The 20,936-nt window shown below is 65.8% G+C and carries 17 protein-coding genes; 1 reads left to right on the top strand and 16 read right to left on the bottom strand.

The features are described 5' to 3' along the window. Positions 1-6: 6 nt before the first annotated feature. The 15 genes from FAS41_RS11695 to FAS41_RS11625 form a co-directional block, all read right to left on the bottom strand. Positions 7-585 (bottom strand): pilus assembly PilX family protein, encoded by a 579-nt coding sequence (locus tag FAS41_RS11695; protein WP_138522338.1) that lies wholly within the window; start codon positions 583-585, stop codon positions 7-9. Beyond that, positions 582-1,352 (bottom strand): PilW family protein, encoded by a 771-nt coding sequence (locus FAS41_RS11690; RefSeq protein ID WP_171049475.1) that lies wholly within the window; start codon positions 1,350-1,352, stop codon positions 582-584. The genes FAS41_RS11695 and FAS41_RS11690 overlap by 4 nt, the downstream gene beginning before the upstream one ends. Positions 1,353-1,360: 8 nt before the next feature. After that, positions 1,361-1,897 carry a type IV pilus modification protein PilV gene (pilV, locus tag FAS41_RS11685; protein WP_138522334.1) on the bottom strand — a complete coding sequence of 179 codons (537 nt, stop codon included), beginning with the start codon at positions 1,895-1,897 and terminating at the stop codon, positions 1,361-1,363. Next, positions 1,894-2,370, bottom strand: coding sequence for a GspH/FimT family pseudopilin (locus FAS41_RS11680; RefSeq protein ID WP_138522399.1), 477 nt, complete (start codon positions 2,368-2,370; stop codon positions 1,894-1,896). The genes pilV and FAS41_RS11680 overlap by 4 nt, the downstream gene beginning before the upstream one ends. Before the next feature lie 334 nt (positions 2,371-2,704). Continuing rightward, positions 2,705-5,764, bottom strand: a complete 3,060-nt coding sequence (locus tag FAS41_RS11675) for a multidrug efflux RND transporter permease subunit (RefSeq protein WP_138522332.1) — start codon at positions 5,762-5,764, stop codon at positions 2,705-2,707. 186 nt (positions 5,765-5,950) lie between these two features. Continuing rightward, positions 5,951-7,093, bottom strand: a complete 1,143-nt coding sequence (locus tag FAS41_RS11670; RefSeq protein ID WP_138522330.1) for an efflux RND transporter periplasmic adaptor subunit — start codon at positions 7,091-7,093, stop codon at positions 5,951-5,953. Between the two features lie 288 nt (positions 7,094-7,381). Next, positions 7,382-9,007, bottom strand: coding sequence for a methyl-accepting chemotaxis protein (locus FAS41_RS11665; protein ID WP_138522328.1), 1,626 nt, complete (start codon positions 9,005-9,007; stop codon positions 7,382-7,384). Positions 9,008-9,128: 121 nt separating this feature from the next. Further along, complete coding sequence (locus FAS41_RS11660) at positions 9,129-10,223, bottom strand: DUF1513 domain-containing protein (RefSeq protein ID WP_138522326.1); 1,095 nt, start codon at positions 10,221-10,223, stop codon at positions 9,129-9,131. A gap of 24 nt (positions 10,224-10,247) precedes the next feature. Further along, complete coding sequence (locus FAS41_RS11655; RefSeq protein WP_138522324.1) at positions 10,248-11,309, bottom strand: imelysin family protein; 1,062 nt, start codon at positions 11,307-11,309, stop codon at positions 10,248-10,250. 15 nt (positions 11,310-11,324) lie between these two features. Further along, on the bottom strand, positions 11,325-12,749 hold the full coding sequence (locus FAS41_RS11650) for a di-heme oxidoreductase family protein (protein ID WP_138522322.1): 1,425 nt from the start codon (positions 12,747-12,749) through the stop codon (positions 11,325-11,327). Between the two features lie 200 nt (positions 12,750-12,949). Continuing rightward, positions 12,950-14,290: an imelysin family protein gene (locus tag FAS41_RS11645; RefSeq protein ID WP_138522320.1), complete on the bottom strand. Its 1,341-nt coding sequence runs from the start codon at positions 14,288-14,290 to the stop codon at positions 12,950-12,952. Positions 14,291-14,531: 241 nt separating this feature from the next. After that, positions 14,532-16,613, bottom strand: coding sequence for a putative bifunctional diguanylate cyclase/phosphodiesterase (locus FAS41_RS11640; RefSeq protein ID WP_045211149.1), 2,082 nt, complete (start codon positions 16,611-16,613; stop codon positions 14,532-14,534). Between the two features lie 193 nt (positions 16,614-16,806). Continuing rightward, a complete protein-coding gene (locus FAS41_RS11635; protein WP_045211147.1) occupies positions 16,807-17,388 on the bottom strand; it encodes a superoxide dismutase in 582 nt (193 codons plus the stop codon). A gap of 326 nt (positions 17,389-17,714) precedes the next feature. Then, the gene (locus FAS41_RS11630) at positions 17,715-18,317 is read right to left on the bottom strand and encodes a LysE/ArgO family amino acid transporter (RefSeq protein ID WP_138522318.1); all 603 of its coding nucleotides are present in this window, start codon (positions 18,315-18,317) and stop codon (positions 17,715-17,717) included. A 3-nt stretch (positions 18,318-18,320) separates the two neighbouring features. Next, positions 18,321-18,740 carry an ACT domain-containing protein gene (locus FAS41_RS11625; RefSeq protein ID WP_138522316.1) on the bottom strand — a complete coding sequence of 140 codons (420 nt, stop codon included), beginning with the start codon at positions 18,738-18,740 and terminating at the stop codon, positions 18,321-18,323. Between the two features lie 93 nt (positions 18,741-18,833). Here FAS41_RS11625 and FAS41_RS11620 point away from each other — a divergent pair, with 93 nt between their 5' ends. After that, a complete protein-coding gene (locus FAS41_RS11620) occupies positions 18,834-19,739 on the top strand; it encodes a LysR family transcriptional regulator ArgP (RefSeq protein WP_138522314.1) in 906 nt (301 codons plus the stop codon). Here the strand turns inward: FAS41_RS11620 and FAS41_RS11615 are convergent. Then, positions 19,726-20,787, bottom strand: coding sequence for a saccharopine dehydrogenase family protein (locus FAS41_RS11615; RefSeq protein WP_138522312.1), 1,062 nt, complete (start codon positions 20,785-20,787; stop codon positions 19,726-19,728). The two genes, FAS41_RS11620 and FAS41_RS11615, sit on opposite strands and share 14 nt — an antisense overlap. Between the last annotated feature and the right edge of the window lie 149 nt (positions 20,788-20,936).

Here is a 20,936-nt window from a genome sequence, read left to right as displayed (position 1 = left end):
GGCTCCTCAGTAGTAACGGCGGATGGTGACGGTCTGCAGCACGCTCATCAGGCGCTGCCCGTCGGCGCGGGCGGCGGCGCTCACCCGGTAGTAGTGCGGCCCGCGGCCCTGGGAGCGCTCGTCGGGGTCGGTGATCTGCACGTTGCCGTTGGAGTCAGCCGGGTCGAAGGCGATGTAGGCGGCGTTCCAGCGTGGCACCGGGTCGAAGGTGGAACTGCCGTCCATGCCCAGGTAGGCGATGGAGGTGGCGTCGCTGCTCCACCAGTCGGCACTGGCCTTGGCGTTGGAGGAATACTTGTCGCTGACCAGGATGCACAGGTTGGCGTGCTGCGCGACGCTGGAGGTGCAGTTCGCCGAACCCTGGTCCAGGCTGGTCTGCGCTGCCAGCCGGCGTTCGCCTTCGCGTAGCGCCGACTCGGCAGCGGCCCGCGAATGCTGCTGTTCACTGAGGTTGCCGATGATGCGAGTCTCGGTGGTGGTGCTGCGCATGCTGCTCAGGGCGATCAGGGTACCGAGCAGCAGCATTACCAGGGCGATGACCAGCGTGGCGCCGCGTTGGGTGCGCCGATTGTGATTGGGCTTCATGGCATCAGGTTCCGCAGCATCACGCTGCCTTGGGCGATCTGGTAGACGTAGGCGGTGTTCTCGCTGAGGGTCGCGCCGCTGAGGGTTTTCCAGCGGCTGGCGACGTCGCTGCTCATGCCGCCACGGGTCGACGCGCCCGTGGCAAGCAAGGCCGCGTAGCTGATCGCCTGGCTGTCATCGGTGCTGGTGGGCAAGGTGAACAGGGCAAAGCCCGCCACGCCCTTGATCAGGGCCTGCTCGCTGGCGCCCTGCGCGGTGCAGGTGAGGGTACCGTCGCCCGGCGTGCTGCCCGCGACATAGCTGATGCGCGTGAGCACGCGTGTGCCGCGCGGGACGAAGGCGCCCAGGCAGTCGTACTGGTTGCCATTGGAACCGGCGACTTCCGTGGTGCTGTCGCTGGCGCCCTGGTAGCGCAGGCAGACACCCTTTCCGTCGCTGCTGGCCTGGTAGGTCTGGCCAGCCTTGAATGACGGGCAACCGTTGCTGCTGGCGAGTGCCGGGAAGGCCACCTCCAGGCCGTCCTGGGGCAGGTAACGGTACCCGGTGCGAGCCAGTTGCTGGTCCAGCAGCAGGAGCGTGTAGCGAGCATTTTCCTGGTTGCCCAATTGCCCCTGCTGGAACTGGAAGTGCGCCTTGTTGTTGATGTACAGCTCGGTGGCGCCGAGGATCAGCAGGCTGCCGATGGCCAGGGCGACCATCAGCTCGACCAGGGACAGGCCCGCCTGGCGCGGGGGGAGTCCTTGTGCGGGGAACGTTCGTGCAGACATGCCGGACCTCAGAGTTCGCCGCGCAGGCGGTAGATGCACAGGTTGTTGTCGCATTGCCCGCTGGGGTCCTTCCAGGCCAGCTGGATCAGCACGGCGGAGCTGGCGTCGTTGCTGCACGCGCCGTCGGACTGGCTGGGGCAGATGGTGAAGTTGGCGCTGAGGATCGAACTGGTCACCGGCAGTGTTGCCTGCACCGCTTGCAGCCAGCAGGCAAGATCGGCCTTCGCCACGTCGGAGCCGCCATTGCCGCGCTCGCGGGTGGCGCAATCGCTGCGCGAGGAGGAGCCGAAGGCGCTACCGGCGACCTTGTAATAGGCCGAGCTGCTGCTGAATTTGTGGGTGCTGCTGAGGGCGTCCTTGGGGTTGCTGCGCATCTGCTCCAGCAGTTGCTGGGCGAGCATGATCGCTTCGTTGCGCTGCACCGCATCCTGGGTGTAGCGCAGGCTCTTGCCCTGCAAGGCCGCCATGCCCAGGGCGCCGACGCTGACCAGCAACAGGCTGATCAGCACTTCCAGGAGGCTGAACCCGCCTTGCTGGTGATTCATGAGGAGCACTCCGTGGTGGTGCTGGTGATCTGTCCGCTGCTGGAAATGCTCAACAGACGGCCGCTGCTGCTGCCGCTGCCAGGGCACAAGCGGATAGTCTGCGCGGCGCCACTGAGCGTGCCGGCGGCGCGGAAGGTCAGGCTGTTGGCGCTGCCAGTCGCGGTCACCGCGCTGCCGCCGTTGATGCCCTCGCTGCCATAGCTGCGCAGGGTTTCGCTGCTGGTCGCGACGCTCAGTGCGCCGACCCAGTTACCGTCGCTGGCGCTGACCGTCACGGCGCTGGCACGGGTGATGGCTTCGCTGCGGGCGTACTGCAGCAAGTGGGTCAGCTCCCCGCTGGCGGCATCGACCTTGTTGCGCTGGATCAGGTCGCCGAACATTGGCGCGGCCAGGGTCGAGAGGATGGCCAGGACGGCCAGGGTGACCATCAGTTCGACCAGAGTGAAGCCTGGGCTGGGGGCGTTTGCCGGCATGGCAGGTTCCGACGTTGAGCCGGAAATCCCCGGCGAATGCCGCGCAGGGATACGCGATGCGTGTATGGGGAATTTAGAGGTTGTGTATCAACGCTGAGATAAAGGAGCAGGCGGTCGAAATGCGTGTATGAATGGTCTGTCAGGTGACGACAGGTGCCCCCCCGCACTGGCGTCCGGCAACGGCCGTTTTTGTAGGATCGAGCTTGCTCGCGAGCACGGGTTTGCCTGATGCATGGGCATCAGGCGGTTCGCGAGCAAGCTTGCTCCTACAGAGGGGTATGGGCTCTAGCACTCCCTGGCAGAAAAAAGCCCCGCTGATGCGGGGCTTTTTCGTTCAGTGCGCCGGGACAGGCGCGCCAGCTTCGGCGGGCTTCTTGTCCGGCTTGGCCAGCAAGGTATACACGCAGGGCAGCACGAACAGGGTGAAGAGCGTGCCGACGCTCATGCCGGTAGCGATCACCACGCCGATGTCGAAACGGCTCACCGCGCCGGCGCCGGTGGCGAACAGTAGCGGAGTGACGCCCAGCACCATCGCCGCGGTGGTCATCAGCACCGGGCGCAGGCGGATCGCCGCGGCTTCCTCCACCGCCTCGCGCACCGACAACCCGCGCTCCTGACGCAACTGATTGGCGAACTCGACGATGAGGATGCCGTGCTTGCTGATCAGCCCGATCAGCGTCACCAGTCCCACCTGGGTATAGATGTTCAGGCTCGACAGGCCGAGGAACAGCGGGATCAGCGCCCCGCAGATCGACAGCGGCACGGTGACCATGATCACCAGCGGATCGCGGAAGCTCTCGAACTGCGCCGCCAATACCAGGAAGATCACCGCCAGTGCCAGGGCGAAGGTGATCATCAGCGCGCTGCCTTCCTGCACGAACTGCCGCGAGGCGCCGGCGTAGTCGAAGGAGAAGCCGCGCGGCGATTCTTCCGCGGCGATGCCGCGCACCGTTTCGATGGCCTCGCCCATGCTGACCATCGGCACGCCGGAGATGATTGCCGAGTTGAGCTGCTGGAACTGGTTGAGTTGGCGCGGGCGCGCTCGCTCGTGGAAGGTCACCAGGGTCGACAGCGAGATCAGCTGGCCACTCTGGCTCTTCACGTAGTAGTTGTTCAGCCAGCTAGGGTTGTCACGGTAGGCGCGCTCGACCTGCGCAATCACCTTGTAGCTGCGCCCGTCGATGGTGAAGCGGTTGATCTCGCCTTCACCCAGCAACGCGCCCAGGGACACACCCAGGTCCTGCATGCTGACGCCCATCTGCGCGGCCTTGGCGCGGTCGATATCGACCACCAGTTCGGGCTTGTCGAAGGCCAGGTCGAGGTCGAGGAAGGCGAACTTGCCCGACTCTTCCGCACGCTTCTTCACTCGCTCGGCCACCTGCAGCAGCGATTGGTAGTCGCTGGCGGTGTTGATCACGAACTGGAACGGCAGGCCCTCGCCGGTACCCGGCAGCGACGGCAGGTTGAAGCCGAAGATCTGCAGGCCGGGAATCTTGTCCAGCTCGCCCTGTACCGCGTGCAGCAGCTCCATCTGGCTGCGCTCGCGCTCATCCCAGGGCTTGAGCAGCATGCCGCCGATGCCGGTCTGCACGCCGTTGTAGCCGTTGATCTGGAACGCCGAATAATACTCGGGGAACTTGCGGAAGATGCCCTCGAACTCGGCGGTGTACTTCGACAGGTAGTCGAGGTTCGCCGTCTGCGGCGCGTTGGCCATGATGAAGACGATGCCCTGGTCTTCCTCCGGCGCCAGTTCCTTGTGGGTGAACATCATCAGCAACGGGATGATCGCCAGGACCAGCAGGGCAAAGACGATCACCACCGGCCGGCTGTTCAGCGTGCCGTGCAGGGCGCGCTGGTAGCGCCCTTTGAGGCCTTCGAAGATCAGGTCCAGGCGATGGGCCAGGCCGCTGGGATTCTCGTCGTGGCGCAGCAGGCGCGAGCACATCATCGGTGACAGGGTCAGCGCGACGATGCCGGAAATGATCACCGCGCCGGCCAGGGTGAAGGCGAACTCCTTGAACAGCGCGCCGGTGAGGCCGCTGAGGAAACCGATGGGCGCGTACACGGCGGCCAGGGTGATGGTCATGGTCACCACCGGCACGGCGATCTCCCGCGCGCCCTCGATGGCGCCCTGGAACGGCGACTTGCCCTCCTCGATGTGGCGGTGGATGTTCTCCACCACCACGATGGCGTCGTCCACCACCAGGCCGATGGCGAGCACCATGGCCAGCAGCGTCAGCAGGTTGATCGAGTAGCCCATCATCTGCATGAAGAACAGCACGCCGATCATCGACAGCGGGATGGTCACCACCGGGATGATCACTGAGCGGAACGCGCCGAGGAACAGGAACACCACCACGATGACGATCAGGATCGCCTCGCCCAGGGTCTTCACCACTTCGTCGATGGAGGCCTGGATGAAGCGCGTGGCGTCGTAGGCGATGGACACTTGCAGGCCGGGCGGCAGCTGCTCTTCCAGCTCCGGCATCTTGGCGCGGACTTCCTTGATCACGTCCAGCGGGTTGGAGCTGGGCGTGCCCTTGATGCCGATGTACACCGAGGGGATACCGTTGAACGAGCTGACCGCGTCGTAGCTCGCTGCGCCCAGTTCGATGCGCGCCACGTCACCCATCAGCACGCGTCGATCACCCGCCGTCTTTAGCGGGATGGCGGCGAAGGCTTCCGGGGATTTCAGGTCGGTGGTGGCGTTCACCGAGGTGACCACCAGCTCGCCCTTCACCTCGCCGGCGGCGGAGAGGAAGTTGTATTCGCGCACCGCGCTGGCCACGTCCCCGGCAGTGACACCGTAGGCCGCCATCTTCACCGGGTCCAGCCACAGGCGCATGGCGAACACCTGGTTGCCGAGGATCTCGGCCTCGGAGATGCCCGGCAGGGTGGCGAGCTTGGGCTGGATCACCCGCGACAGGTAGTCAGTGATCTGCGGGTTGTTCATCTGCTCGCTGAAGAAGCTGATGTACATCAGCGCCGAGGCGTCGGCGGCTTCCTTGTCGAGGACCGGGTCCTCGGCATCCGGCGGCAGTTGGGTCTTCACTTCGCCGATCTTCGACAGCAGCTCGGTCACCAGGCGATCGGTGTTGGCGCCGATGTGCGCGTAGATCGAGATCACCGAGTAATTCTGCCGGCTCACCGAGGTCATGTAGTCGATGCCTTCGGCGCTGGCGAGACTCTGTTGCAGCGGCTGGGTGATGTAGCCCTGGATGGTTTCGGCGTTGGCGCCGGCATAGAAGGTGGTGACGGTGATCAGCGCGTTTTCCATCTGCGGGTATTCGCGGATCACCAGCTTGCTGAAGGCCTGCATGCCGAGCAGGACGATCAGCAGACTGACCACGGTCGCCAGCACGGGGCGACGGATAAAGGGATCGGTGAAGCCCATAAGCTCAATCCTTTGTGTTCGGATTTGCTGCGCGTCGGCCATGCGGCGTTGGAGTGGTACGTCGAAATGCTCATTGGCTGAAGCATTCGCCGTCTCTTCGCCTTGCCTGGCTCCAGCTCGCTAAATCCGGGGTAGAGCAGTTGTATCTGGTTACCCTCGGCCAAAGGCGAGGGTACTGTTATGCGATTACTGCGGGTCCTTGACGATGGCGACGGCGGTGCCGTTGTCCAGCTTGAGCTGGCCGGAGGTCACGACCTCTTCGCCGGCCTTCAGGCCCTCAAGGATCACCACGCTGCCTTCGCGGCGCTCGCCGGTCTTCACGAAGCGGCGTTCGACTTCCAGCTTCCTCTGCGACGATTCCGTGACCTGGGTCTGGCTGGTGCTCGCCACGTCGGCGTCCTTGTCATCCGCTTTCTTCTTCTGCGGCACCACCACGTACACCGAGTTGCCGTACAGGGTGAAGGCCACCGCGGTCTCCGGGACGATCACGCGCGGCGCGCTGTCGGGTAGCTGCACTTCCAGGTTGGCGAACATGCCCGGCAGCAGCTTGCCGTCGGGGTTGGCCATGCTGGCGCGGACCAGCAGGTTGCGCGTCTGGTTGTCCACGCGCGGGCTGATGGCGTCGATCTGCGCGTCGAAGCTCTGGCCCGGATAGGCCGCCACGCGCACCACCACTTTTTGCCCGCGCTTGAGCAATGGGAAGTCCTGTTCGGGCAGGAAGAAGTCCACCTGCAGGGTCGAGAGGTCCTGCAGGGTGACGATCTCGGTGCCGGGGGACACGTAGTCGCCGACGTCCACCTGGCGGATGCCGATGGTGCCGGAGAAGGGCGCGAGGATGCGCTTCTTGTCCAGGCTCGCCTTGAGCTGGGCGACGGTGGCGGTGGAGCGGTTCAGCTGGGCGGCGAGGCGATCGTACTCGCTCTTGGAGATCGCCTGGCGTCCCACCAGGCTCTTGCCGCGTTCGTATTCGACCTGGGCCAGCCCGAGGTCGGCCTCGGCGGTGCGCAGGGTGGCCTGCTCGACGTCGGATTCGAGCTGCACCACCGGCTGGCCGATCTTGACCTTTTCGCCGGAGACGAACTGCACCGCGCTCACCGTGCCGGAGACTTCGGCGGTCAGGGTCACACCCTGGATGGCGCGCAAGGTGCCGATGGCTGCCAGGCGGCTCTGCCAGTCGCGTTGTTCGGCCAAGGTTGCGTTCACGCTCACCGGCGGGCGCGGTGCCGAGAACATGGCGATCTGTTTCTTGATGGAGAGGTATTTCGAGCCGGCGAGCACCGCGACGATGACGGCAACTACGCCCAGCATGATCAGCATGCGGCGCAACATCTTCCTGTTCCTTGGTACGTGCCTGGCAGCAATCGGGCGCGATCGCTCGCCCACAATTTACCGGGCGGCCTTCCGTTCGCGCAGATATCGATCAGGCTTTGAAGCCGATACGTGGGACGCCCCATTGCGGGGCGGAATTGCGCACCTTATTCCTAGTTCATGGGAGAGTCAAAGGGCTGCGTTTACAAGACGTTTCCCGCAAAAGTGAAGGGTTTACGAGCAATACGCGCTGAATCGGTGCAGCAAGGATCATGGAGGGAGTCGCCACATCCCTGTGGCGGAAGAGGATCAGGCGCTGAGCTTGCGGGTGACGTCGGCGATCTCGCCGGAAAGACCGTGCAGGTGGCGACTGGCGCCCTGGGTACGCACCACGTTTTCCTCGTTGGTGGCGCCGATAGTGGTGATCTCGGTGAGGTTGCGCGAGATGTCCTCGGCGACCGAGGTCTGTTCCTCGGCGGCGGTGGCGATCTGGCGGTTCATGTCGCGGATCGCTTCCACTGCCAGGGTGATGCTGCGCAGCACTTCGCCGGCCTGGGTGACGCGCTCCACGCCCTGTTCGCTGCGGGTCTGGCCGTTCTCGATGGCGCGCAGGGCGTTCACCGAGCCGGTCTGTACGGTGTCGATGATCTGATGGATCTCGGCGGTGGACTCGGCGGTACGCTGGGCCAGGGTGCGGACCTCATCGGCGACCACGGCGAAACCACGGCCTGCCTCACCGGCGCGGGCGGCCTCGATGGCGGCGTTCAGGGCCAGCAGGTTGGTCTGGTCGGCGATGCCACGGATCACTTCCAGGACCTTGCCGATGCGGCCGCTGTCGCTTTCCAGGCGTCGGATGACTTCGGCAGTGTTGGCGATCTCGTTGCTCATCTCGGTGATGGTGACGATGGTGGTCTTCATCACCTCGCCGCCTTCCTGGGCGTGCTGGTCGGCATCGTCGGCGGCACGCGCGGCGTCGGAAGCGTGGCGCGCGACTTCCTGGGCGGTGGCGGACATCTCGTGCATCGCCGTGGCCACCTGGTCGGTGCGCGAGAACTGCTCGCGGGTACCCTCGGCCATCAGGGTGGCGATGGCGTTCAGCTCGCCGCTCGCGGTGTCCAGTTCGGTGGTGCTGTGCTTGAGGCGGGTGAAGGTTTCGGCGAGGAAATCGCGCAGGGTGTTGGCGGCGCGGGCCAGGCGGCCCAGTTCATCGCGGCGGCTGGCGTCGACGCGCTCGCCGAAGTTGCCTTCGCTGAGCTGGGCGATGTGCTCGATCAGGCGGGCGATCGGACCGATCAGGTTGCGGTTGACCAGCCACAGGCTGAGCAGGCCCAGAACCAGGCCGGAGATCAGCAGGATCAGGCTGCCGCCGATGACGGTGCCGTGGGCGCTGGCAGAAATGTTCTTGGCTTCGTCCTGGGCGTCGCGGTGCAGGCTGTCCACCAGGGCGGCCATCTGGTCGCTGGCGGCACGGTCGATGCCTTTCACGGCGGCGTCACCGGCGCGCGGGTCGCTGCCGGCGGCGAGGTAGGCGTCGCGGCCCTTGCGGTAGGCCTGCCCGAGCTGGCGGTGCTCATCGCGCAGGCGCGTTACCTGGGCCTTGAGCTGCGGGTCGTCGCTGGCGTTCTGTTCCAGGCGGCCGAGCACGTCCTGCACGGCGCGCTCCTGGTCCTCGAACTGGCCCCAGTATTTGTTGAGGTCAGCTGGTTGCTGGCCGCGCAGGAGCACGTTCTTCCATTCCTGAACCTGGACTTTGAAGGCCAGGTTGGCCTGGTCGACCAGTTGCGAGGATTGCAGCGGGCCGTCCAGCAGGCGTTGGTAGGCACCCACGCTGCCGGACAGGAAGTGGAAGCAGGCGAGGGCGATCAGCAGCACAAGCAGCAGGCTGCCGCCCAGCAGCGAAAGGATCTGGGTACGCAAGGAAGTGTTGGGGGACATCGTGGGTACGCCTCTAAGACGCAAGGTGGGAATCGGTCAGTCTTTGCATCGGCCGCGCCCGCACCTTCCGTAGTGCCGGCAGACGAGTGGTAGGGTTGTGCGGCCGCTCTGGTACGGGCGTTCAGGCCAGGTGCAGGTGGTTGTCCCAGAAGGCCGGCGGCAGGTCCAGCGGTGTGCCGGCGATGCGTTCCTGGCGGCAGTCGTAGACACGGCAGCGGCCCTGGCCGGAGGTGACGACGAAGCCGTCCTTCACTGCGCCGACACCGGCGCAGTCGGGCAGGGGCGCGTCCAGGCGCACGGCACCGGAGTCCAGGTCCCAGATGAAGAAGCGGTTGCCGCGCGGAGCGGTCAAGGCGACCAGTCGCAGCTCGTTGTGCACGGCGACGCTGGCGGTGTACTGGGTCATTGCCAGGCGTTGCTCGTCGGCCAGCGGGAACGGCTGGAACGGCTGGCCGGGGCGCTTGATGGCGAGCAGGTCGGCGCGGTCGTGGGCATCGCCCATGTACTGCTGGCCGGCGACGATGGTGCCGTCCTCGGCGATGGCGAGGTGGCGCACGCTGTTCATCTGCTGCGGCAGGGTTTCCTTGGAGATCAGCGAGCCGTCGCGGCGCATCAGCACCAGGCTCGGTTCCATGGCGTCGAGGTTCATCTCCACGCGGCTTTCGGCTTCGGTACGAATGCCGCCGTTGGCCACCACCAGAGTCTCGCCGTCGGGCATCCAGGACACCTGGTGCGGGCCGAGACCGTGGGTGGAGACCTCGCTGGTGTGGCTCAGGCGCTCGCCGTCGAAGCGGTACACGCCGAGCAGGCCGCGCCCGGGATCGGTGGTGTCGTTCTCGGTGGCATAGAGCCACTCGCCGTCCTTGTGCCATACGCCATGGCCGTAGAAATGCCGGTCGGTTTGCGAGTCGAGGGTCTGCAGCAGACGGCCGTCGTTCAGGTCGATCAGGTAGCTCTGCCGGCCCGGCCGACGGGCGACGAACAACACCAGCGGCAGGCTGGGGTGCTGCACCACATCGTGGCAGCGCAGGCCGACTTCGGTGGCGAAAGCGCAGCTGCCGTCCAGCCGATAGCCCACGGCGTAGTGCTTGCCATCCGCGTCGTCACGGGCGGACAGCACCAGGGGCTCCTTGCCCTTGCGTGACAGCGTCCAGCCGCCGAAGGTCAGGGCGCCGAGCAGCAGGCTGCCCAGGCCGATCACGTGACGTCGCAACATGGCGTTCACCTCGTTGGTTCTCGATCAGTCGCCGTCGTTGGCGTTGAAGCCGAGTTGTACGCCCAACGCCTTCGCCAGGTCACCTTCGTGCAGGCGATGGACGACGTTGAGGCTGTCGTACAGGTCGTTCAGCTGCTTGATGCCGGCTTCGTTCTTGAGCAGTTCGCTCAGCGGCTGGTTGATGGCTTTCAGCTTGCCGTGAACGTCGGCGTAGGCGGCGTCGATCTTGCCGGCCAGTTCTTTCTGCTCGGCCGGCAGCAGGGCGCGCAGGCCCTTCTTGTCGGTGCCGTCCCACAGCGCCTGGGCGCCGGTCAGGCTGGAGTCCAGGCTCGCCAGCGACATGTCGCTGCGCCAGCCTTCGGCCTGGAACGGCTGGGGGATGCCCTTGCTCTGGCGACCCAGCGGGGTGCCGAGCTTCTTCTTCAGCATGTCCAGCGCGGTGACCTGCACGCGCAGCAGTTCGGCGATGGCCTCGTGGGCATCGGCGTAGCGGTCGTTGGGGAACTTGGAGAGCTGGGCGAGCATACCGCCGTCCTGCTTCCACTGCGCCAGGATGTTCTCCGCCAAGGCCTGCTGGTGGCTGCCGATGGCTTCCAGCAGCGGGCAGTAGCGCGCCTTGGTCTCGGCGTTGGCCAGGTCGATCTTGGCGTCGTAGAGGATGTATTCGTAGGCGGTCAGACCCTGGACCACGACGCTGGACTTATCCAGGGTCGCCGGGGAAATCGCGTTGCCGCTGCTCAGCAGTTGCTCGACCTGGCGTGCCACGAGGTTCTTCTTGTCCGGCCAGAACTGCACCTGCCAGGAGCGGTTGCCCTCGGCCAGCGGGCCGACCAGCAGCGGCTGCAGTTCGGCCCAGGCTTTCTGCGCGGCCATGAAGTCGGCGCGCGCCTTGCTCAGGTCTTCCTTGCCCTGGCAGTAGGCCAGGGCGCTGGCGGCCAGCGCGCGGTCGGCGTCGACCCAGCGGCTGTAGGTCGGCAGGATCACCTGCTGGGCCAGCGTGGCGCTGGTGGTGGCCTGCGGATCGGTGGGCGAGCAGGCGCCCAGGGCGATGGCGAGGCTGGTGATCAGAAGTCGGGGGCGGAACATGGTGGGCTCGGCTCCTTAGAGTGAGTTCAGGAACGCCAGCAGGGCATCGCGCTGCCCGGCGTCGAAATTCAGTACGCGTTGTTTGGCCGCTTCGGCTTCGCCGCCGTGCCAGAGCACGGCTTCGAGCAGGTTGCGGGCGCGGCCGTCATGCAGGAACTGGGTATGGCCGTTGACCGTTTCGGTCAGGCCGATGCCCCACAGCGGCGCCGTGCGCCAGTCGCGGCCGCTGGCCAGAAATTCCGGGCGATTGTCCGCTAGTCCCTCGCCCATGTCATGCAGCAGCAGGTCGCTGTAGGGGCGGATGAGCTGGTTGGCCAGTTCCGGCTCGGCGGCGTTCGGCCCGGTGGTGAATTTGGGGGTATGGCAGCTGGCGCAACCGGTATCAAAGAACAGGCCCTTGCCGGTGAGCACCTGTGGGTCGTCCACCTTGCGCCGCGCCGGCACCGCGAGGTTGCGGGCGTAGAAGGCGACCTGGTTGAAGATGTGCTGGCTGACTTCCGGCTTGCCGCCGTCGATGGCGTTCAGGCAGTCGGTCTGCGCCTTCGTGCAGTCGTCGCTGGGCAGCAGATCGCTGGTCAGGCCCATGTCACCGGAGAAAGCGTGGGCGTTCTGCTGGGCGACGTTGGGTTGCCCGGCCTTCCAGCCGAAGCGGCCGAGGACGGTCTGCTGCGTGGCATCGTCCCAGACGCGGTTCGGTCGGCCATGCACGCCGTCGCCACCTTTGGCCTGGAGTTCGGCGTTGGCGAGGATGTCCGCCTCGCTGATGGATTCCAGCAGCCCCAGGCCGATCATCGGCGGGGCGATGCGGGCGGAGAACATCGTGTCCTTGTGCATCGGGCCGTAGCCCAGGTCGCTGATGCGCAGTTTCGGCTTGCGCAACTCGACCACAGTGCCGTCCTTGAAGGTCACCGGCACTGCGTCGTACTCGAAGCGCACCTTGCCTTCGGGCGCCACGCCGGGGATCGCCGAGTCCTGGAACTGGCCGCCGTAGACCGGCTCGGGCACCACGCCTAGGCGCTTGATGGTCTCGACGTCGGCGGAACCGGCGGGAATCGACAGGCGCACCAGCATCGACACGGCGTTGACGTCGTTGATCTCTGGTGGATGGCCGCGGCCGTCCTTGATGTGGCAGTTCTGGCAGGCGTTGGTGTTGAACAGCGGGCCGAGGCCGTCGCGCGCGGTGGTGGTGGTCGGCGCGATGACCCAGGGGTTGCGGAAGAAACTGTTGCCCACGGCGAAGTCCAGGCGGCGGCTCGGCGTGAGGTTGGCCGAGGGCATGGAATAGGCGTTGCGGTCGCTCTGTTTCACCGTGGTGGCGCCGCCGGACAGTGCTTCGCCGGGCTCGGCCACGGCGTGCTGGGAGGTCTCCGGCTTGCACGCGGCAAGGGCGAGGGCAGACAGCAGCGGCACGAGGTGCAGGGCGGTACGGCGGTGGAGCATTGGCGGGGTTCCGAAAGCGGCGATATGGCAGCGGGCCATGGTATCAGGGGTGTCAAATGCAAATATGAAAAATTTGTATTTGAGAACGACATCGTTTGCCGTCCGGAAACGACAAAGCCCCGCAGAGCGGGGCTTTGTCTGGGTTTCAAGGTCGCTGCGGCGTGGAGCCGCAGCGCCTTCAACCTATCAGGACAGGTCGATCAGAACTGGTGATCGGCGTTGTCCGGCTTCAGGTCCTGTACGCCGACCGCGGTGGCGGCCTTCTCGATGGCGCCGGTCTGCTTGACCAGCGAAGCGATGGCGTCACGGATCTTCTGCTGATCGTCCTTGTCGTCCGGAGCGATCATCTGGTCGAAGTGCACACCGTCCTTCTCGGCACGGTCGACGATGACCTGCATCTTGGCTTCGGTGTTGGCCAGGTCATTCTTCAGGTCGGTGTCGGCGGCGGCGTCAGCCTTGGCGACCAGGTCGGACAGGCTCGGGCCCTTCACGACGCTGCCGTCGGTGCGCTTGTACTCGCCCAGGTAGATGTTGCGGATCGACTTGGCGTTGAAGAACAGGGTGTTGTGGGTGTTGTCGCTGAAGCAGTCGTGCTCGTCTTCGGTGGAGTTGGCTTCCAGCGCGACCTTCATGCGCTCGCCGGCCAGCTCGCCCAGGGACAGGGAGCCCATGCCGAAGAACATCTTGCGCAGGTTGTTCTCGGCAGTGTCGGCCTCGACCTTGGCGCGGTAGTTGTCGGCGACGCCGGACTTGAAGTTGCCGACCATTTCTTCCAGGTCAGCCACCAGCAGGTCGGTGGCGGCCTTCAGGTAGGCGGCACGGCGGTCGCAATGACCGTTGGTGCAATCCTTGCCCTGGGCGTAGTCGGTGTATTTGCGGTCGCCAGCGCCCGGCTTGGTGCCGTTCAGGTCCTGGCCCCACAGCAGGAACTCGATGGCGTGGTAGCCGGTGGCGACGTTGGCTTCGGAACCGCCCAGTTCGTTCAGGCCCTTGAGCTTCTCGCCGGTGATTTCCTTGACGTCGATCTTGTCTTCGCCGACCTGGATCTCGGTGTTGGCGATGATGTTGGCGGTGGCGCCGGCGTTGCCTTCGGCGTGCTGGTAGTCCTTGGCGACGTAGTCGATCAGGCCTTCGTCCAGCGGCCAGGCGTTAACCGCGCCTTCCCAGTCGTCGATGATCGAGTTGCCGAAGCGGAAGGCTTCGCTCTGCGAGTAGGACGGGCGGGAAGCGATCCAGGCTTCGCGAGCGGCCTTGAGGGTGGCTTCGCTGGGCTTGGCGATCAGTGCGTCGACGGCGGTCTGCAGCGCCTTGGCGGTGGTCAGGGCGTCGCCGTAGGTGGCTTCGGCGATGTCCAGGTAGTTCTTCACCACGGCCTTGACCGCGGCCTCGTCGACCTTGGCGGTCGCTGCCGGGGCGGTGCTCTGGGTGCTGGCGGCCGGAGCAGCAGCGGCGGGGGCTTCGGCTTTCTTGTCATCGCCGCAGCCGGCGAGGGAGATGGCAATGGCGAGCAGGCTGGCAGTGGCCCAGGGCATACGAGTCATGACGGGTTCCTTTGCATGGAAAAGAGGCGCACGAAAAAGGACTGCGCAAGAAAATCCGCAACATAATGCGAAAGATTTTCATTTTTGAAAAGAGAGATCGGTGGCGCTGTTCTGTCGCGGGGCCAGCAGGTTGCTATCAGGGAGGCTTTGGTAGGAGCGAGCTTGCTCGCGAACAGCCCCAGCATCGGCGCCAAGCGGTTCGCGAGCAAGCTCGCTCCTACAAGGTGGGCAACGCGTGGAATCAATGGCGCTCGACGGACCCGCCGGGATTGCCGCCGGCCGCTTCGGCCAGGCGCCGCGCCTGCTTGAGGTAGAGGGTCAACTCGCGCGCCGGCAGCGGCTTGCTGTAGAGGTAGCCCTGACCTTCGTGGCAGCCCTGGGCGATGATGTAGGCCTCCTGCTCGACCGTCTCCACGCCCTCGGCGATCACCTGCATCCCCAAGCTCTTGCCCAACTGGATGATGGCGCGAACGATGGTGGCGTCGTCGTCGTCCAGCAGCAGGTCCTGGACGAAGCTCTTGTCGATCTTGATCTTGTCCAGCGGCAGGCTCTTCAGGTAGCTCAGCGAGGAGTAGCCGGTGCCGAAGTCGTCGATGGCGATCAGCGCACCGGCGCGACGCAGGCTCAGCAGGTGCTGGGCGGCAGTGGAGATATCCTCCATCAGGCCGGTCTCGGTGACTTCCAGTTCCAGCGAGCGCGGCGGCAGGCGGTGCATCTGCAACAGGTTGCTGACCACCCGCGGCAGGGCGTTGTGGCGCAGTTGTACGGTGGACAGGTTGACCGCCAGGCGCAGGTCGTCGAAACCCTGGTCGTGCCATTCGCGCAACTGACGGCAGGACTGGTCCAGTACCCATTCGCCGATGCTGAAGATGCTGCCGTTCTGTTCCGCCAGCGGGATGAACAGGTCCGGCGCGACCCAGCCCTGGGTCGGGTGCTGCCAGCGCAGCAGCGCCTCGACGCCGACCACGCGGTGATCGCGGTAGTCCACTTGCGGTTGATAGACCAGGTGCAGTTCGTTGCGCGCCAGGGCTTCGCGCAGGTCCTTCTCCAGTTCGCGGCGGCGGCGCATCTCGCTGTCGACGCTGGCGATGTAGAACTGGTAGCGGTTGCGCGAGCGGCTCTTGGCCAGGGTCATGGTCTGCTCGGCTTTCTGCAGCAGCTTCTCGGTGGTCTCGCCGTCCTCGGGGAACAGGGTGATGCCGATGGTGGCGCGCAGGTGCACCAGGTGCTGGTCGAGCTCGAAGGGCGCTTCCAGGTCGTCGAGAATCTGCTGGGCCAGCTCCGCTGCTTCGTAGGGCTGCTCGATGTCGGCCTGGACCAGGGCGAACTGATCACCGCCCAGCCGCGCCAGGGCGCCCAGGTGCGCACTGCGGGTGCGCAGACGGTCGGCGAGGGCGATCAGCAACTGGTCGCCGAACTGGTAGCTGTACTGCTCGTTGATGCCCTTGAAGTCATCCAGGCCCAGGCAAAGCACGGCGACGCGGCGTTGCAAGCGCGAGGCGCCCTCGAGGATCTGGTCCAGACGCTGTTGCAGCAGCTTGCGGTTGGGCAGGCCGGTGAGAAAGTCGTACTGGGAGATGCGCAGCAGGCTGTCTTCGGCTTCCCGGCGCAAATGGCCGTTGCGCTCGATGGAGGCCAGCAGCTGGTTGGCGGTATTCACCCACAGGCCCAGTTCGTCTTTCTCGTGGCCGTCGGGCATCGGCAGCTTGTGCTGGCTGGGGCGGTCCGGGTTGATCGAGGCAAGGTGCTCGATGATCTTCGACAGCGGCTTGGTCAGCAGCCAGTGGTAGACCATGAACAGCACCAGGCTCAGGGCCATGGCGCGCAGGATGCCGGAAATGAAGATGATCACCGAGGTGGCGACGAAATCGTCACCGTAGGGCGCGGTGTCGAGGGTGATCTTCAGGTCGCCGTAGTACTCGTTGGAGCCGCCACGGCCGGCGAGGCGAATGGAGTAGTTCTGCTCGGCGCCGAGGATCGGGTCGGTCAGCCAGCGGGTATTGGAGTCCAGCAGCGGGCGGGATTTCTCCGCCAGCATGGGTTCGTCGGGATGGCCGATGGCGGCATAGCGCACGGCTTCATGCTGGAACAGCCCTTCGAGGACCTGCATCGCCATGTCGCGGTCGAGGCTGTAGACGGCCTGGGTAGAGGGATCGCGGACCATCGCCAGGATGCGCTGGGCATCGTTGTGCACGTTCTGGCGCGCCTTGTGGGCGTCATAGACGATCTGGGCACAGCTGAGTACCACCCCGACCACGAGGGCCGCGAGCAATACCATTCGCAGCAGCTTGAGGGAGAGGCTGTGCCGGGGATCCAGTTTCAAGGGCGTTCCTTGTTTCTCGCCAGGGGCGAACGACTGGGGCTGAGTATTGGCAATTGGCGCAATGACGTCAAAGGGCCATCGTTGTGTTTCGTGACTGTACCGGCCTTTCAGGTTAGCTGACACGAAGGTGTTACGCGCCCATTACGAAAAAACCCGGCGCGGGGCCGGGTTTTTCGTATCAAGCTGGGTACATTCAGGCAGCGAACTGCTCAGCCACGAAGTCCCAGTTGACCAGGTTCCAGAACGCCTCGACATACTTCGGACGCAGGTTGCGGTAGTCGATGTAGTAGGCGTGTTCCCAGACGTCGCAGGTCAGCAGCGGGGTGTCACCGCTGGTCAGCGGGCAGCCGGCGCCGATGGTGCTGGCCAGGGCCAGGGAGCCGTCGGCCTTCTTCACCAGCCAGCCCCAGCCGGAGCCGAAGGTGCCGATGGAGGTCTTGCTGAACTCTTCCTTGAACTTGTCGAAGGAACCGAAGGCAGCGTTGATGGCGTCCGCCAGGGCGCCGGTGGGCTGGCCACCGCCGTTGGGGCTCAGGCAGTTCCAGTAGAAGGTGTGGTTCCACACCTGGGCGGCGTTGTTGAAGATGCCGCCGGAAGAGGTCTTGACGATGTCTTCCAGGCTCTTGCCTTCGAACTCGGTACCCGGAACCAGGTTGTTCAGGTTCACGACGTAGGTGTTGTGGTGCTTGTCGTGGTGGAATTCCAGGGTTTCCGCGGAAATGTGCGGCTCAAGGGCGTTCTTCGCGTAAGGCAGCGGCGGCAATTCGAAAGCCATGGTCTCTCTCCTATCTCACTCAGTCTGGGCTAGCGCGACGTGCGCGCGACCGGTACACGGGGCCGGTTCGATGTTTGTCGCGGCATCCGGGCGTAGCTGCAATGCGCCCCATCAAGGGACAGGCAGCGCGCCAGTTGCGTCCGGAAGGCTCAGAGCCCGCCGGCGCCGCGAAGGTCCGATCATAGCACCCGACCTGCGGCATATCCACGCAGCAACTGTAGGGGCAAAGGCCCTGCACAGCCGTCTGCGCCGGAGCACGACGCTTCACTATGCACAGACCGGGATGACGCAATGTCGTTCGGATTTGTTCCGCAGCGGGTCGGCGATCAGCCGGCGAACACCAGCTGTGCGGCCATGCCCAGCATCATGACCGCGACCATCAGGTCCACCAGGCGCCAGGTCGTCGGCCGTGCCAGCCAGGGCGCAAGCCACGCGGCGCCCAGGGCCAGGGTGAAGAACCACAGCAGCGAGGCACTGGCGGCCCCCATGGCGTAGGCGCCGGGCGCGGCCTGCTGGGCGCCGAGGGAGCCGATCAGCAGCACGGTGTCGAGGTACACGTGGGGGTTGAGCAGGGTCACCGCCAGCGCTGCCATCAGCACGGTGCGGCGCGAACGCGGCCCGGTTTCCCGGGCGTCGGCCATGGCTTGGGGTGCGACTGCACGACGCAGCGCCTTGAGGCCGTACCAGACCAGGAAGGTCACGCCGCCCCAGCGGGCGATGGCCAGCAGCGTCGGGTTCTCGGCGAGGATCTTCGCCAGGCCGAACACCCCCGCGCTGACCAGGATGGCGTCGCACAGCACGCACAGCGCAGCGACCGACAGGTGATGCTCGCGGCGCAGGCTCTGGGCGAGGACGAAGGCGTTCTGCGCGCCGATGGCGATGATCAGGCCGGCGGCGACCAGCACCCCATTGAGGTAGCTCTGCCACATGGTTCAGGCCTCCGGATTCAGGGAAAGAGGGTCCGCGGCGAGGGCGCGCAGCGCGTCGAGTGCGCGCGGGCCGTCGGCGTGGGCGACGAACAGGTGGTCGTGGTACCAGGCGGCGATCACGTTGCAGCTGATCCCGGCCTTGGCCAGGGCCGTCGCCACGGCGGCGGTGAGGCCGACTGCCTGCAGTGCCGAGTGCACTTCCAGGGTCAGCCAGGCGGCGACGTAGTCGAATGCCAGCCCGGCCTGCTCCGCCTCGGATCGCGAAAGGATCAGCGTCAGCCCCTCGCTTTCACGGAAGCTGCCCAGCGGCTGCAGGCCGGCCGGGAGCTGGCCGTCGGGGAGGGTGCAGAACACGTACTCGCCGTCGTTGAGTACTGGGGTCATGTCGCGCAGCAGCGCGGCCAGGGACGTTTCGCCAGCCATGGTGGGCAATCCGTAAAGAGTGGGGATGCTGGCGATTGTCCGGCTTTGGCCTGTATAAGAAAAACCAATACTGCTGATATCTCATTAGGGAAATTGATCATGTTCGACTACAAGCTGCTTGCCGCCCTGGCCGCCGTGGTGGAGCAGGGCGGTTTCGAGCGCGGCGCCCAGGTGCTGGGCTTGTCGCAATCGGCGATTTCCCAGCGCATCAAGCTGCTCGAAGCGCGGGTTGGCCAGCCGGTACTGGTGCGCGCGGCACGGCCGCAGCCGACCGATCTCGGCCAGCGCCTGCTCAACCATGTGCAGCAGGTGCGCCTGCTGGAGGGCGATCTGCAGCAATGGGTGCCCGCGCTGGATGACGGCGCGGCGCCCGAGCGTTTGCGCCTGGCGCTGAACGCCGACAGCCTGGCGACCTGGTGGGCCCACGCGGTCGGTGATTTCTGCGGCGAGCGCCACGTGCTGCTGGACCTGGTCGTGGAGGACCAGGAAGTCGGCCTCAAACGGATGCGTGCCGGCGAGGTGGCCGGCTGTGTCTGCGCCAGTCCGCGCCCGGTGGCCGGCGGCCGCTGCGAGCCGCTGGGCGCCATGCGCTATCGCGGGCTGGCCAGCCCGGCGTTCATCGCCCGGCACTTTCCCAGGGGCGTGACGCCCGCGGGTCTCGTCCGGGCACCGGCCATCGTCTACGGCCCGGATGATCAACTGCAGCACCGCTATCTGAAGGACCTGGGTGTCGACGGTCACTTCAGCTACCACCTGTGCCCGTCCTCCGAAGGCTTCGTGCGCATGACCAGCGGCGGGCTCGGGTGGGGCCTGGTGCCTGAGCAGCAGGTGCGCGGCGAACTGGAGCGTGGTGAGTTGGTGGACATGCTGCCGGGGCGGGCGATCGACGTGCCGCTGTATTGGCACCATTGGCGCAACGGCGGCGAATTGCTCGCCGCGCTGACCCGGCACCTGCTGGCGAAGGCGCCGGACCAGTTGGTGCCGATCAGCCGCGAATGACGATGCTGCCGCTGCCCGGTAACTGCTCGATGCAGCGCGCGCCGAAGAGTTTCGACGGGGTGAAGTAGCCGACCGTGTTCGGATTGGCCAGCAGATGGCGCACCGCGAAGAGCACGCCATGGATAGTCACGTCATAGCCGTTGGCAGTTTCCAGCCTTGCGGTGCGGCGTTCGCCACGGGCGTTGCGCACTTCGCCCCAGACCCAGGTGCGCAGCTTGCTGCGGGCCAGTTCGTCGGGGCCGTGGACGCGCTTGTCCACCTGCTCCTTGAGCCAGTCCTGTACGCGGTCGCGGCCCAGCAGCGGGCGAAAGCTGTCCATCACCCGCATGCCGATGGCGGCGGCCGGTGGCACCGGCAGGTAGACCTCGATATCGCCGATGCCGGTGGAGTAATAGGCCGTCGCCACGTCGCCCCAGGGGATGGTCACAGCGTGCTTGAGACCACGGCCGAAGTCGATGTCGCGGCGCTTGTAACCCAGCGGCACATCGCGCAGACGCCCGGCTTCACGGACCTTGCCGCCCAGTTTGAGGCCTTCCACGGTGGTCTTGGCGGTACCGGGTGAGAGGCCGCTGCCGCTATCGAAACCCAAGGCCAGCTGGGTTGCTTCCGGCATTGCCTCCTTCAGGCAGGCCGCGACGCAGTCGGTCGGGATCACGTCGAAGCCGACGCCGGGGCAGATCACTACGCCCGCCGTGCGCGCCACTTCGTCGAGACCGTGGGCGTATTCGAAGACGGAAATCTCTCCGGTGATGTCTACGTAGTGCGCACCGCTGGCGATGCACGCTTCGATCATCGGCGCGGCAGTGGCGGAGAAGGGCCCGGCGCAGTTGGCGACCACGCCGACATCCTCCAGCGCGGCCAGGGCGGCGGCGCTGTCGTTCAGGCCGAAGACCCGGCATTCCAGCCCCAGCGAACTGCCCAGCGCATGCAGGCTGGCCGGGTTGCGGCCGGCGAGAATCGGTTTCAGGCCCTCGCGCTGCGCCTGCTCGGCGATCAGCCGGCCGGTGTAGCCGTTGGCGCCGTAGATCATCCAGTGCGTCTTGCTCATCATGCGGCCTCGAGAGAAAGCGAAGAGTGCTTCAAGGGTAGTCGCAACCACCCCGGACATGTCGCCGATCGCAAGTCGTGCAACCCTGGTGTGGCGCTGCGGTCTGCAAGGATTCGTTTCTGGCGTGCAATGCCAGGGTAGTGCGGTGC

The organism is Pseudomonas nicosulfuronedens (genome assembly GCF_005877905.1).
Classification (GTDB): Bacteria; Pseudomonadota; Gammaproteobacteria; order Pseudomonadales; family Pseudomonadaceae; genus Pseudomonas; species Pseudomonas nicosulfuronedens.
The sequence above is the reverse complement of the archived record's forward strand: the minus strand, read 5'-3'. Positions and strand labels throughout refer to the sequence as shown.